Source organism: Actinomyces sp. oral taxon 181, from assembly GCF_018370895.1.
Classification (GTDB): Bacteria; Actinomycetota; Actinomycetes; order Actinomycetales; family Actinomycetaceae; genus Pauljensenia.
On sequence record NZ_JAGYZL010000002.1, the window covers coordinates 167,236 to 181,389 of the forward strand.

Consider the following 14,154-nt stretch of genomic DNA (forward strand, 5'->3'; position numbering starts at 1 on the left):
CCAATGGAGGTACGTTGCGCACCGGATACCTACACTACACCGCACTCGGGCGTGTCGCAAAGTCAGATCGGTCACCTTTGCATACGCCACTCCCCCACAATCGACAACAAAAGAGCAGGCCCGTTCAAAAGAACGGACCTGCTCTACTGAAGATTCAGCGATCGCTAGGCGATCAACAAAGTCACTTCAGGATCTTGGTCACACGACCGGAACCAACGGTGCGGCCACCTTCACGGATTGCGAAGCCGAGGCCGGGCTCCATGGCGATGGGCTGGATCAGCTGAACGGTGATCTCAGTGGTGTCGCCAGGCATGACCATGTCGGTGCCCTCGGGAAGGGTGATGACGCCGGTCACGTCGGTGGTACGGAAGTAGAACTGAGGACGGTAGTTGGAGAAGAACGGGTTGTGACGTCCGCCTTCTTCCTTCTTCAGGATGTAGACCTGGCCCTCGAACTCGGTGTGAGGCGTGATGGAGCCGGGGACTGCCACAACCTGGCCACGCTCGACCTCGTCGCGCTTGGTGCCACGGAGAAGCAGACCACAGTTCTCGCCTGCCCATGCTTCGTCCATCGACTTGTGGAACATTTCGATGCCGGTGACGGTGGTCTTCTGGGGCTCGCGGATACCGAGGATCTCAACTTCGGAGTTGATCGGCAGCTTGCCACGCTCGACACGACCGGTAACGACGGTGCCACGACCGGTGATCGTGAAGACGTCTTCGATCGGCATGAGGAAGGGCTTGTCCATGTCGCGCTCGGGGGTGGGAACGTAGTCGTCCACAGCGTCCATGAGCTCTTCGACCTTGGCGGTCCACTCGGGGTCACCCTCGAGGGCCTTCAGAGCCGAAACCTTGATGACGGGAGCGTTCTCGCCGTCGAAGCCCTGCGAGGACAGGAGGTCACGGACCTCTTCCTCAACGAGCTCCAGCATTTCTTCGTCATCAACCATGTCGGCCTTGTTCAGGGCGACGAGGATGGTGGGCACGCCGACCTGACGGGCGAGCAGAACGTGCTCGCGGGTCTGGGCCATGGGGCCGTCGGTGGCGGCGACAACGAGGATGGCGCCATCCATCTGTGCCGCACCGGTGATCATGTTCTTCACGTAGTCAGCGTGGCCGGGGGCGTCAACGTGTGCGTAGTGACGCTTCTCGGTCTGGTACTCAACGTGAGAGACGTTAATGGTAATACCGCGATCGCGCTCTTCAGGAGCGTTATCGACCTGATCGAAGGGGGTGAACTCGTTCAGATCCGGGTACTTGTCGTGCAGAACCTTGGTGATTGCTGCAGTCAGCGTGGTCTTGCCGTGGTCAACGTGACCGATGGTACCGATGTTGACGTGCGGCTTGGTGCGCTCGAACTTGGCCTTCGCCACTTGTGTCCTCCTGGACTCGGGTAGAAATTCTCAGCCTATGGCTAGGTGTCAGCATAACACCCAATGGGGCATGAGACCTACAGGTTTATTGATTCTTGTCAGGTCGGTCACAGCTCAGGAACAATTTTGGCTGTTCCTGAGCCGCATCCAACCCTGTGGGACTCACTCGCCCCGAGACTTTCCGATGATCTCATCCGCGACGTTACGCGGGACCTCGGCGTAGCTATCGAACTGCATAGAGTACACTGCGCGACCCTGCGTCTTGGAACGCAGATCACCAATGTAACCAAACATTTCTGACAGCGGAACCTGTGCGCGGACCACGCGCACACCGTGCTGCTCATCCATGGACTGGACTGCACCACGACGAGAGTTCAGGTCGCCGATGACGTCGCCCATGTATTCTTCGGGCGTACGGACCTCGACGGCCATGATCGGCTCGAGCAGAACCGGTGAAGCCTTCTTTGCGGCCTCGCGGAATGCCATCGAACCTGCGATCTTGAAGGCCATTTCCGAAGAGTCAACTTCGTGGTATGCACCATCAAGCAGAGTTGCCTTGACATCAACCATCGGGTAACCGGCAAGAACACCATTCTGCATGGCGTCCTGAATACCAGCGTCGACCGAGGGGATGTATTCGCGAGGAACGCGTCCACCTGTGACCTTGTCCTCGAAGATGTACTCTTTTTCGGATCCGGCCGGGATGGGCTCAAGCGCGATGATGACACGCGCGAACTGACCTGAACCACCGGTCTGCTTCTTGTGCGTGTACTCGAACTTTTCGACGTTCTTACGAATGGTTTCGCGGTAAGCAACCATGGGCTTACCAACGTTTGCCTCGACCTTGAATTCGCGACGCATACGGTCAACGATGATGTCGAGGTGAAGCTCACCCATACCGCCGATGACGGTCTGGCCGGTTTCGGGATCGAGCTCGACCGTGAAGGTCGGGTCTTCTTCAGCCAGCTTCTGGATGGCGACGCCCATCTTCTCCTGGTCAGCCTTCGACTTGGGCTCAACGGCCACGTGGATCACGGGCTTGGGGAAGGTCATGGACTCGAGAACAACCGGCTTGTCGATCGCGCAGAGCGTATCGCCAGTGGTGGTGTCCTTGAGGCCGATAACGGCGTAGATGTGGCCTGCATGTGCCTCTTCGACCGGGTTTTCCTTGTTGGAGTGCATCTGGAAGATCTTGCCGATGCGCTCCTTCTTGCCCTTGGTCGAGTTGAGGACCTGCGAGCCAGCTTCCAGCTTGCCGGAGTAGACACGGATGAAGGTCAGCTTGCCGTAGAAGGGGTGAGCTGCGATCTTGAAGGCCAGCGCTGCGAAGGGTTCCTTCTCCGAGGCCTCGCGGACCTCATTGCGCTCTTCTTCGTCGTGTCCGGGCTTGAAGCCGCGAACCGCGGGGATATCCAGCGGCGAGGGCAGGTAGTCGATAACCGCATCGAGCACGGGCTGAATACCCATGTTGCGCAGCGCGGTACCGCAGAAGACGGGGAATGCGCGACCGGAGATGGTCAGCGCACGAACGCCCTGCTTGATCTGCTCAACGGTCAGTTCGCCGTTCTCAAGGTAGGCCTCGGTCAGCTCGTCAGAGCCTTCCGCTGCAGCTTCCATGAGCGCCTCGCGGTACTCTTCTGCCTTCTCCTGGAGCTCTGCGGGGATCTCGCCGCGAACGACGAGGGCGCCAAGCGTGGGCTGGCCGTTCTCGTCCTTGGCGGGGTAACGCACGGACTCCATGGTGAGCAGGTCAACGGTTCCCTCGAAGTCATTCTCTGCGCCGATGGGCAGGTGCATGACGATCGGGGTTGCGTGAAGGCGGTCGCGAATGGTCTGGACCGAGAAGTAGAAGTCTGCGCCCATCTTGTCCATCTTGTTGATGAAGCAGATACGGGGGACGTCGTACTTGTCAGCCTGACGCCACACGGTCTCAGACTGGGGCTCGACACCTTCCTTACCGTCGAACACGGCAACTGCACCGTCGAGGACGCGCAGCGAGCGCTCAACCTCAACCGTGAAGTCAACGTGACCGGGGGTGTCGATGATGTTGATTTGGTTACCGTTCCAGAAGGAGGTCACGGCTGCGGAGGTGATGGTAATACCACGCTCCTTTTCCTGCTCCATCCAGTCGGTGGTCGAGGCGCCATCGTGCGTCTCGCCAATCTTGTAGTTGATGCCCGTGTAGAACAGAATACGTTCGGTCACGGTGGTCTTGCCGGCATCGATGTGAGCCATGATGCCGATGTTGCGAACCTTATTGAGGTCAGTAAGCACCTCGTGTGCCACTACATCAGTCCTTCGTTTGAAGTGAGGGTGTTAAAACATCCTGCCCGCTCCGGATGGGGTCATCGCGAAGCGGGAGGGGTGATCACCAGCGGTAGTGAGCGAACGCGCGGTTCGACTCAGCCATCTTGTGCATGTCTTCACGACGCTTGACAGCGGCGCCAAGACCGTTGGAGGCATCGAGAATCTCGTTGGCGAGACGCTCGGTCATGGTCTTCTCACGACGCTGACGCGAGAAGTCCACGAGCCAACGCAGTGCGAGGGTGGTCGCACGTGCGGGGCGAACCTCAACCGGGACCTGGTAGGTCGCGCCACCAACACGGCGGGAGCGAACTTCAAGGGCCGGGCGAATGTTGTCCAGTGCGCGCTTGAGCACGGAAACAGGTTCCTGCTCGGTACGCTCACGAACCATTTCGAGTGCGCCGTAAACAATGCGCTCTGCAACGGTCTTCTTACCGTCGAGGAGCACGCGGTTCACGAGCTGGGTCACGATCTTTGAGCCGTATACCGGGTCGTCGACCAGGGGGCGCTTGGGAGCGGGGCCTTTACGAGGCATTACTTCTTCTCCTTCTTTGCGCCGTAACGGGAACGGGCCTGCTGGCGACCACGGACACCCTGGGTGTCGAGAGCGCCACGGACGATGCGGTAACGCACGCCGGGGAGGTCCTTCACACGACCGCCACGAACGAGGACGATCGAGTGTTCCTGCAGGTTGTGGCCTTCACCGGGAATGTACGCGGTGACCTCGATGCCAGACGAAAGGCGCACACGAGCGACCTTACGCAGAGCCGAGTTCGGCTTCTTAGGGGTTGTGGTGTACACACGGGTGCACACGCCGCGACGCTGGGGCGAGCCCTTAAGCGCGGGGGTCTTCACCTTCGCACGCTTGGAGCTGCGGCCCTTGCGGACGAGCTGCTGAATGGTAGGCACTGGTTCTCCAGTTCAATTCCGTCTACGGTTTAAGGATTCCCTTAAACCCATGTCTCAGTCTTCCGCGACTGCTTGAATCCCCCAGCGCGCACAGCGATCCGCCAGGGGCCGGCGTGCCATGATAACGAGGCTTAAGCCGCGTCAGAGAATGACACCCGGAGCTCCGACGGAGGGAGCCCGCGCGTTCCACATGTGGCTCATAGTCGCCGCGATAAACTCACGGAGAAGAACCGCTCGGGAACTGTCACACATAATGTGGACATAGGAAACCCGTACAGTCACGGGTACCGCGTTCAAGAATACTCAGTCTCACGCCGCGTAGTCAAAGGCAGATTGTTCACATTGCTTGTGGGACTGACCACTTCTGTCTTAGCTCGCCCATTCCTGATTTAGCTCGCTCACCTGCAGCCTTAGAACAGCAATATGCCCGGAATTAGTGAGCTAAACCAGGAGCACACCGCTCTAGAACAGAACCAGCACCGGGCGAAACCTCCCCATCGCACCGCTCTATCCCTCTTTCCACAGGAATACCCAAGAATCGGTGTTTTCCACAACAACACGATTCTGGGTTTCGAGGCCCTTTCCTTTAGAGACACTGACGAAATGAGTACCGTCACCATTGAGAACATTCAAACTCGACATAATACATTCCGTCATTTACGCGAAGATTCAGCAGTCTGTCGAATTCGACGCGGCTACTACGCGCGTTTTCATTCGTCAGACAAAGTTCCTCTCTGGGATTTGTGGCAGGCCGTTGCACTCTCCCGCGTATTCGCATCAGCTGCGCTCGCCCGGAGCGAACGCATATTTACCGGAAGATCCGCCCTGCTTCTTCATTCAATCCATACATGGGTGACGAATCCGAATGTTGAGTATTGGTGCGAAGACGGGGGTAGACGAACTATCCCCTTCGCCAGTGTGAAGTTTCAGAATATGTGCGTTCCTCCGTGTGCGATTACTCTTCGTTCTCACAAACCCCACACGGTGGTGCGGCTTCCCGACGGCCTCGCTGTTGAGTCTGTTGAAAGCGCAGTAGTTCGAATTGCACTCAAGGAAGAACCTCTTGAGGCCTTTGTAGCCGCGTGCATGGCGTTACATTCGCTTTCAGACTTTTCGCATTTTGCGCTGGAAATATCTAGAACTCGCGTTGAGATAGCAAGAGAAAGACTATTCGCCGTTTTAGACGATCAACTATCGCACCGGAATTATGCGATAGCGCATTCGATTCTCGCTTTTGCCGACGGTGGCTGCGATAACATTTTCGAGGCCGCGGTTCTTTGGGTAGTTCGCACTCTTTATTCCGGTGAAGTTGTAACACAATTTGAGATTTACGGCAGATATGGTCGCTATTTCGGCGACATTGTTATTCCCGCTCTCCAGTTGGTCATCGAGACAGACGGAGTGAGCAAACTTTCTCTTCCACGTTCAGACGGATTATCCGCAGAACACGCATGGATGCGTCGCCAGCAGGATCTCATTAATCTCGGATGGAAAATCTTCAGAGTTTCATGGGCAGACCTTGAAGACTTTCCAGCTTTACGTCGTGCCATTGCATCAAATTTGGGGGTGAAACGTCTTCCGCCGAGCTCGGAATGCGCACGAATATGGTCTATTCCCAGCGCCGAATGCGACGGACCAAAACGTCGCATCCACACAAATAGGCATCGCTCAACCGGATTTGTAGGCGCCGTTGACCAACCGGACCCCGGGTTTGGCTCACGCATTCCTGTTTTAGCTCACTCACCTGCGGCCTTAGAACAGCAATAGGCCCGGAACCAGTGAGCTAAACCAGGAGAGGACGGAGCGGGACGGCAGAGGACGGAATACGACCGGCGATAGGCGACGGACACTGGTTGCCTAGTGGTAATAGTGAAGGCCCGGTCTGCACAAGCAGACCGGGCCTTACGACCTCTAGAGCGTTACAGCGATCAGAACCATATGACCACAAAGCCACATGACCGTCAGAACCTAACGCCCGTCAAGGCTGAAGCTGTCCGATGCTCACCGGATTAACTCCAACAGGATTACTCCTTGAAGGTCATTCCGAAGTCGATCGCTCCAAGGGCATCCAGGAAGTCCGCGGACACCTGGCCATCTTGGAAATCGAGCTCGGAGTAGTTCGAGTTCGCCATTGCCTCGGGGGTGGGCTCAACCGTGACGTTGTTGTAACGGGACAGGCCGGTACCTGCCGGGATGAGTTTACCGAGAATGACGTTCTCCTTGAGGCCAAGAAGCTGATCCGACTTGCCGTTCATGGCGGCCTCGGTCAGAACCTTCGTGGTCTCCTGGAAGGACGCTGCGGACAACCAGGAGTCGGTTGCCAGCGAGGCCTTCGTGATGCCCATGAGCATCTGACGACCGGATGCAGGCTGGCCACCTTCAGCAGCAACCTTGCGGTTCTGTGCCAAGTAGGCCATGCGGTCGACAAGTTCGCCGGGCATGAAGGAGGTGTCGCCGGGCTCCAGGATGGTGACCTTGCGGAGCATCTGGCGGACAATAACCTCGATGTGCTTGGAGTGGATACCAACGCCCTGATCGCGGTAGACCTTCTGAACCTCGTCCACAAGCTGCTTCTGAGCGACGTTGCGGCCCATGATGCGCAGAACTTCCTTGGGATCCAGCTGACCTTCGGTCAGTGCGGTACCGGCATCGATGTGCTGGCCCTCTTCGACCAGAAGCTTCTGGCGACGAGAAACCTCGACGACCGAATCTTCCTTACCGTCATCACGGATGATGACGATGCGACGTACCGAAGGATCTTCATCGTCAATGTGAACGCGACCAGCGGCCTCGTTCATCTTGGCTTCGACCTTCGGGCTACGCGCCTCGAAGAGCTCCTGAACACGCGGCAGACCCTGGGTAATGTCGGCTGCCGAGGCCGCACCACCGGTGTGGAAGGTACGCATCGTCAGCTGAGTACCGGGTTCACCAATCGACTGGGCGGCGATAATACCGACGGCCTCGCCGATATCCACCTGCTTGCCAGTGGCCAGTGAACGACCGTAGCAGGTCGCACAGGTACCAACCTGAGACTCACAGGTCAGGACGGAGCGGCAGACAACTTCCTCAACTCCGGCTGCAACCAGCTCAGCGAGCTGTGCATCGCCGAGGTCATCGCCGGCGTGGGCAACAACAGTACCGTCTTCCGCAACCGCATCGCGGGCCAGAGTACGTGCGTAAGCAGTGGTCTCGATGGTGTCCATAGCTTCCCATTCACCCGCAGAGTTCTTCTGCGCGATCTTGATGCGCACGCCCTGACGAGTGCCACAGTCGGCCTCTCGGACGATGACGTCCTGTGAGACGTCGACAAGACGACGGGTCAGGTAGCCAGACTCCGCGGTACGAAGTGCGGTATCAGCCAGACCCTTACGAGCACCGTGGGTAGCGATGAAGTACTCGAGAACCGTCAGGCCCTCGCGGTAGTTCGCCTTAATGGGCTGCTCGATGAGCTTCTGCTTCGGGTCAGACACCAGACCACGCATACCAGCCAGCTGCTGAACCTGCGACCAGTTACCACGAGCACCGGATGAAACCATTCGGTACACGGTGTTACGTGCGGTGAAGTGATCGCGCATATCTTCTGCGACCTCTTCGGTGCACTTCAGCCACAGGTCAACCAGCTCTTCGTAGCGGGTTTCCTCAAGGATGATACCGGTCTCGAACTGATCCTGGATCTCAGCGGCCTTGGCCTCGTAACGAGCAAGGATTGCACGCTTGTTCGGCGATGCCTGAATATCCGAGAAGGCAATGGTGATGCCCGACCATGTCGACCAGTGGAAACCAGCGGACTTGAGTGCATCCAAGCAGTCAGCGACCAGAACATTCGGGTAACGCTCGGTCAGGGTGTTAACGATCTGGCCCAGCTGCTTCTTGCCGACAACTTCGTTGACGAAGGGGTAGTCGACAGGGAGCTGCTCGTTGAAGATCGCGCGGCCCAGCGAAGTTTCCAGAATGATGTCGTCGCCTTCGCTCCAGCCCTCGGGTGCTTCCCAATCCAGCGGCGGAACAATACCCGCGAAGCGGATACGTGCGCGCTGGTTCAGGTGAAGATCACCGTTGTCGAAGGCCATGCGTGCTTCGGCGACCGTAGAGTAGACGGGGATGATTTCCTCGCCGTTCTCATCACGAGCAACCGGAAGCGACGGATCGGGATCCGAAGTCAGGTGGAACAGACCGATGATCATGTCCTGTGAAGGCATGGCAACGGGGCGTCCATCAGAGGGCTTCAGAATGTTGTTGGTCGACAGCATGAGGATACGGGCCTCGGCCTGTGCCTCTGCACCAAGGGGCAGGTGAACTGCCATCTGGTCGCCGTCGAAGTCTGCGTTGAAGGCGCCACAAGCCAGCGGGTGCAGCTGGATTGCCTTACCTTCAATGAGCTGGGGCTCAAATGCCTGAATACCCAGGCGGTGCAGCGTAGGTGCACGGTTGAGCAGCACGGGGTGCTCGCGGATCACGTCGTCGAGGACGTCCCACACCTCGGGGCGCTGGCGTTCAACCTTGCGCTTTGCAGCCTTCACATTCTGGGCGAAGTTCTTCTCAACCAGGCGCTTCATGACGAAGGGCTTGAAGAGTTCCAGAGCCATCTGCTTGGGCAGACCACACTGGTGGAGCTTCAGCTGCGGGCCGACGACGATAACGGAACGACCCGAGTAGTCGACGCGCTTACCCAGAAGGTTCTGACGGAAACGACCCTGCTTACCCTTGAGCATGTCAGAGATCGACTTGAGCGGACGGTTACCGGGGCCTGCAACGGGGCGGCCGCGACGTCCGTTATCGAAGAGAGCGTCAACGGATTCCTGAAGCATGCGCTTCTCGTTGTTGACGATGATCTCAGGCGCGCCCAGCTCAAGCAGACGCTTGAGTCGGGTGTTGCGGTTGATCACGCGACGGTACAGGTCGTTCAGGTCAGAGGTCGCGAAACGGCCACCATCAAGCTGAACCATGGGGCGCAGGTCCGGCGGAATAACCGGAATCTTCGTCAGAACCATGGACTCGGGCTTGTTGCCGGTCGCAACGAAGGCGTTGATAACCTTCAAACGCTTGATGGCACGTGTCTTACGCGGGCCATTTTCGTTCTGAATGGTTGCACGAAGCTGTTCAACTTCGCTCTCCAGATCGAAGGTCTGCAGGCGCTTTTGGATGGCGGATGCACCCATGTCACCCTTGAAGTAGGTGCCATAGCGGGCAACCATCGCACGGTAGAGGCGCTCATCACCTTCGAGGTCACCGACCTTGAGGGACTTGAAGCGCTCCCACACCGTCTCCAGGCCTTCGATATCGCCCTCGTAACGACGACGGATCTTGGCCATATCGCGTTCGCCTGCCTTGCGGCGGCGCTCGATCTCGGTTGCGGATGCATCGCCTGCTTCGAGTTCAGCGATCTCTGCTTCCAGGCGCTCTGCAAATTCGTTGATCGCAGCATCGCGCTGGTTCTCGAGGTGGGTCTTTTCGACCTCGAGCTCAGAACGCAGATCCATCAGATCTTCGTCACGGCCCTTTTCGTCGACCTCGGTGATCATGTAGGCAGCGAAGTAAATGACCTTTTCCAGGTCCTTCGGAGCCAGATCCAGCACGTAGCCCAGGCGCGAGGGAACACCCTTGAAGTACCAGATGTGGGTGACGGGGGCGGCAAGGTCAATGTGACCCATACGCTCACGACGCACCTTGGAGCGCGTCACCTCAACACCACACTTTTCGCAGATGATGCCCTTGTAGCGCACGCGCTTGTACTTACCACACGCGCATTCCCAGTCGCGGGTGGGGCCGAAGATCTGCTCACCGAACAGACCGTCACGCTCGGGCTTGAGCGTACGGTAGTTGATGGTCTCCGGCTTCTTCACTTCACCGTGGCTCCACGAGGCGATATCGTCGCCCGTGGCCAGGGTGATCTTCAAACTGTCGAACGTCTTGGCGTCCAGCAAAGTCATTGCTCCTTATCAGATCGCATCGATGGTCGCCGCGGCGTTCGGACGCGCATCAAGAGTGATGCCCAGTTCCTCACGCGCATTGAAGTCGTCATCTTCTTCACGCAGGTCAATCACGTTGCCGGCTGCGTCGAGAGCTTCGACGTTCAGGCACAGCGAACGCATTTCCTGGATCAGAACACGGAAGGATTCGGGGATGCCGGGTTCGGGGATGTCCTCGCCCTTAACAATTGCCTCGTAAACCTTGACACGTCCGGTGGTGTCATCGGACTTGATGGTGAGCAGTTCCTGCAGTGCGTAGGCAGCGCCGTACGCCTCCAGGGCCCACACTTCCATTTCACCGAAGCGCTGGCCACCGAATTGAGCCTTACCACCCAGGGGCTGCTGCGTAATCATCGAGTACGGACCGGTCGAGCGAGCGTGAATCTTGTCGTCAACCAGGTGGTGCAGCTTGAGCATGTAGGCGTAGCCCACTGCGATCGGGTACGGGAAGGGTTCACCGGAACGACCGTCGAAGAGACGCGCCTTGCCCTCGGCGTTGGTGAGAACGTCACCATCGCGGTTGGGGTTGACGTTGCGCAGCAGACCTGCGAGCTCTTCGGCCTCGAGGCCATCGAAGACCGGGGTCGCGACGGGGGTCTCGGGGGCAACGGTAATGCCGTCCTTGGGAAGGTGCTTGGTCCACTCTTCGCCAGCCTTGACAGCTGCCGAGACGTCCCAACCCTGGTGGGCAAGCCAACCGAGGTGGAACTCAAGGACCTGACCGACGTTCATACGGCCGGGGACACCCAGCGGGTTGAGGATGATATCAACCGGGGTTCCGTCCTCGAGGAAGGGCATGTCTTCGACCGGGAGGATCTTGGAAACGACACCCTTGTTACCGTGACGGCCTGCCATCTTGTCACCAATGGTGATCTTGCGGCGCTGTGCGACATAGACGCGAACGGTCTGGCGCACGCCGGGGTTGAGATCGTCTTCGTCGTCGTTAAATTCACGAACGCCAATAACGATGCCCTCTTCACCGTGGGGAACACGCAGCGAGGTATCGCGAACCTCGCGGGCCTTCTCACCGAAGATTGCGCGCAGCAGGCGCTCTTCGGAGGTCAGCTCGGTTTCACCCTTCGGGGTGACCTTACCGACGAGGATGTCGCCAGCGGTGACCTCGGCGCCAATACGAATGATGCCGCGTTCGTCAAGATCAGCCAGCGACTCTTCCGAAACGTTCGGAATATCGCGGGTGATCTCTTCTTCACCGAGCTTGGTTTCGCGGGCGTCGACTTCATATTCTTCGATGTGAATCGAGGTCAGAACATCGTCTTCAACAACGCGACGGCTCAGGATGATGGCATCCTCGTAGTTGAGGCCTTCCCACGACATGTAAGCAACCAGCAGGTTCTTACCCAGTGCAACTTCACCGTTGTCGGTAGCGGGGCCGTCAGCGAGGACATCGCCGACCTCCACGCGCTGGCCTTCATCAACGATGACGCGCTGGTTGGTGCAGTTGCCGGGGTTCGAGCGCTCGAACTTTTCGAGGCGGTAGGTATCGCGTCCACCTTCGTCCGTGGTCACGACGACCAGGTCGGCGGAAACTTCGGTGACAACACCGGAGTGCTGAGCGATGACCATCTCACCGGAGTCATGTGCGGCACGCTGTTCCATACCGGTACCCACCAGCGGCGCTTCCGTGGTGAGCAAGGGAACAGCCTGACGCTGCATGTTCGCACCCATGAGGGCTCGGTTTGCATCGTCGTGCTCGAGGAAGGGAATGAACGCGGTTGCCACAGACACCATCTGGCGTGCGGAAACGTCCATGTAATCCACGCGATCACGGGCGATCAGCGTCGGATCCTCGCCTGCAACACGGCACAGAACCTGCTCATCAATGAAGTGGCCCTCATCATCGACAGGCGAAGAAGCCTGAGCGATGAAGTGTCCCTTTTCATCATCAGCGGTTAGATAGTTGACCTCATCGGTCACCTGTCCGTTGCGAACAATACGGTAGGGGGTCTCGATGAAACCGAAGGGGTTGATACGAGCAAAGGTTGCCAGCGAACCGATCAGACCAATGTTCGGGCCTTCAGGGGTTTCAATCGGGCACATACGTCCGTAGTGCGAGGGGTGAACGTCACGAACCTCCATGGAGGCGCGATCGCGAGACAGACCACCGGGGCCCAGTGCCGACAGACGGCGCTTGTGCGTCAGACCGGCCAGCGGGTTGTTCTGGTCCATGAACTGCGACAGCTGAGAGGTTCCGAAGAACTCCTTGATTGCCGCAACGACGGGACGAATGTTGATCAGGGATTGCGGAGTAATAGAGTCCGTTTCCTGAGTGGTCATACGTTCGCGGACGGTGCGCTCCATACGTGCAAGACCGGTGCGGACCTGAGCCTGGATCAGCTCACCCACAGCGCGAATACGACGGTTACCGAAGTGGTCGATGTCGTCGGACTCAACGCGGACCTCGACGGGCTCGCCGTGGCGGACGCCTGCGAAGGTCTTCTCACCTGCGTGCAGAGCAAGCAGGTACTTCACAGTTGCAACGATGTCGTTGATCGAGAGCACCAATTCAGAGGTGCCTTCGGGGGAATCAACCGCAAGCTTCTTGTTGATCTTGTAGCGGCCGACCTTTGCCAGGTCGTAGCGCTTGGGATCGAAGTAGAAGTTGTGCAGGAGCGCTTCAGCGGCCTCGACGTTTGCGGGCTCACCCGGGCGCAACTTGCGGTAGATATCGGTCAGTGCCTCTTCGCGGGTACGCGCGGTGTCCTTCTCAAGAGTCTCAAGAAGAATCGGGTACGCGGCGAACTGCTCGCGAATCTCACCTTCCGTCAGGCCAATTGCCTTCAGGAAGTGGGTTACCGACTGCTTACGCTTACGGTCGATACGCACGCCGACAGCGTCGCGCTTATCGATCTCGAACTCCAGCCATGCACCGCGGCTGGGGATGATCTTCGCGTTGAAGATTTCCTTGTCGGAACCGCGATCCGAGGTACGTTCAAAGTAGACACCGGGCGAACGAACCAGCTGAGAGACAACGACACGCTCGGTGCCGTTGATGATGAAGGTGCCACGGGGGGTCATGAGCGGGAAATCGCCCATGAACACGGTCTGGGACTTAATTTCACCCGTGTTGTAGTTCATGAACTCGGCGGTCACATACATGGGTGCCGAGTAGGTGTAATCCTTAGCTTTTGCTTCTTCAACCGAGTACTTCGGTCGCTCCAAGCGGTGATCACGGAACGACAGAGACATGGTGCGGGCCACGTCTTCAATCGGCGAGATCTCCTGGAAAATTTCTTCAAGGCCGGAAACATCCGGAACATCTACGCGTCCAGCAGCCTTTGCGGCATCCACGCGTGCTTTCCATGCATCGTTTCCCAGTAACCAGTCAAAGCTTTCGGTCTGCAGGCCGAGCAGGTTCGGTGCCTGCAGGGGCTCGCGGAGCTTAGCGAAAGAAATGCGGTTCTTGGGCTGGTTGGCAGTGTTGGTACTTGCAGCCAACGGGGGTCCTTCCCTGCGTTTTCATTGCGCGCACACGCCTTTTAGCCCATTAACTGACACCGTCCACATCCGCCCAGCGCCTATTACAGCGAATGGGTACGGGTCACCTCGGGCACAATAAAGCGCAAATACTCATAATAGGCA

The 14,154-nt window shown here is 58.2% G+C and carries 7 protein-coding genes; 1 reads left to right on the plus strand and 6 read right to left on the minus strand.

The window, feature by feature from the left end; all coding sequences use genetic code 11:
* Positions 1-181: 181 nt before the first annotated feature.
* The 4 genes from tuf to rpsL all read right to left on the minus strand — a co-directional run bounded on the left by tuf (position 182) and on the right by rpsL (position 4,585).
* Positions 182-1,372, minus strand: a complete 1,191-nt coding sequence (gene tuf / locus KHW85_RS01765) for an elongation factor Tu (protein ID WP_178706754.1) — start codon at positions 1,370-1,372, stop codon at positions 182-184.
* A gap of 162 nt (positions 1,373-1,534) precedes the next feature.
* Entirely contained in the window at positions 1,535-3,658 is a 2,124-nt protein-coding gene (fusA, locus tag KHW85_RS01770) for an elongation factor G (protein WP_291458534.1), read from the minus strand.
* 82 nt (positions 3,659-3,740) lie between these two features.
* The gene (rpsG, locus tag KHW85_RS01775; protein WP_009408772.1) at positions 3,741-4,211 is read right to left on the minus strand and encodes a 30S ribosomal protein S7; all 471 of its coding nucleotides are present in this window, start codon (positions 4,209-4,211) and stop codon (positions 3,741-3,743) included.
* On the minus strand, positions 4,211-4,585 hold the full coding sequence (rpsL, locus tag KHW85_RS01780; protein ID WP_009408771.1) for a 30S ribosomal protein S12: 375 nt from the start codon (positions 4,583-4,585) through the stop codon (positions 4,211-4,213). The genes rpsG and rpsL overlap by 1 nt, the downstream gene beginning before the upstream one ends.
* A gap of 603 nt (positions 4,586-5,188) precedes the next feature.
* Here rpsL and KHW85_RS01785 point away from each other — a divergent pair.
* Entirely contained in the window at positions 5,189-6,352 is a 1,164-nt protein-coding gene (locus tag KHW85_RS01785) for a hypothetical protein (protein WP_178706760.1), read from the plus strand.
* Positions 6,353-6,609: 257 nt separating this feature from the next.
* Here KHW85_RS01785 and rpoC read toward each other — a convergent pair whose 3' ends face one another.
* Together rpoC and rpoB are read right to left on the minus strand one after the other, a co-directional pair.
* Positions 6,610-10,509 (minus strand): DNA-directed RNA polymerase subunit beta', encoded by a 3,900-nt coding sequence (gene rpoC / locus KHW85_RS01790; RefSeq protein WP_291458563.1) that lies wholly within the window; start codon positions 10,507-10,509, stop codon positions 6,610-6,612.
* Between the two features lie 15 nt (positions 10,510-10,524).
* Entirely contained in the window at positions 10,525-14,010 is a 3,486-nt protein-coding gene (gene rpoB / locus KHW85_RS01795; RefSeq protein ID WP_009408765.1) for a DNA-directed RNA polymerase subunit beta, read from the minus strand.
* Positions 14,011-14,154 lie beyond the last annotated feature (144 nt).

Bases quoted from the DNA above. Each gene is read 5' to 3' on its own strand.
- rpsG (WP_009408772.1), bottom strand. From the start codon at position 4,211: ATGCCTCGTAAAGGCCCCGCTCCCAAGCGCCCCCTGGTCGACGACCCG.
- KHW85_RS01785 (WP_178706760.1), top strand. From the start codon at position 5,189: ATGAGTACCGTCACCATTGAGAACATTCAAACTCGACATAATACATTC.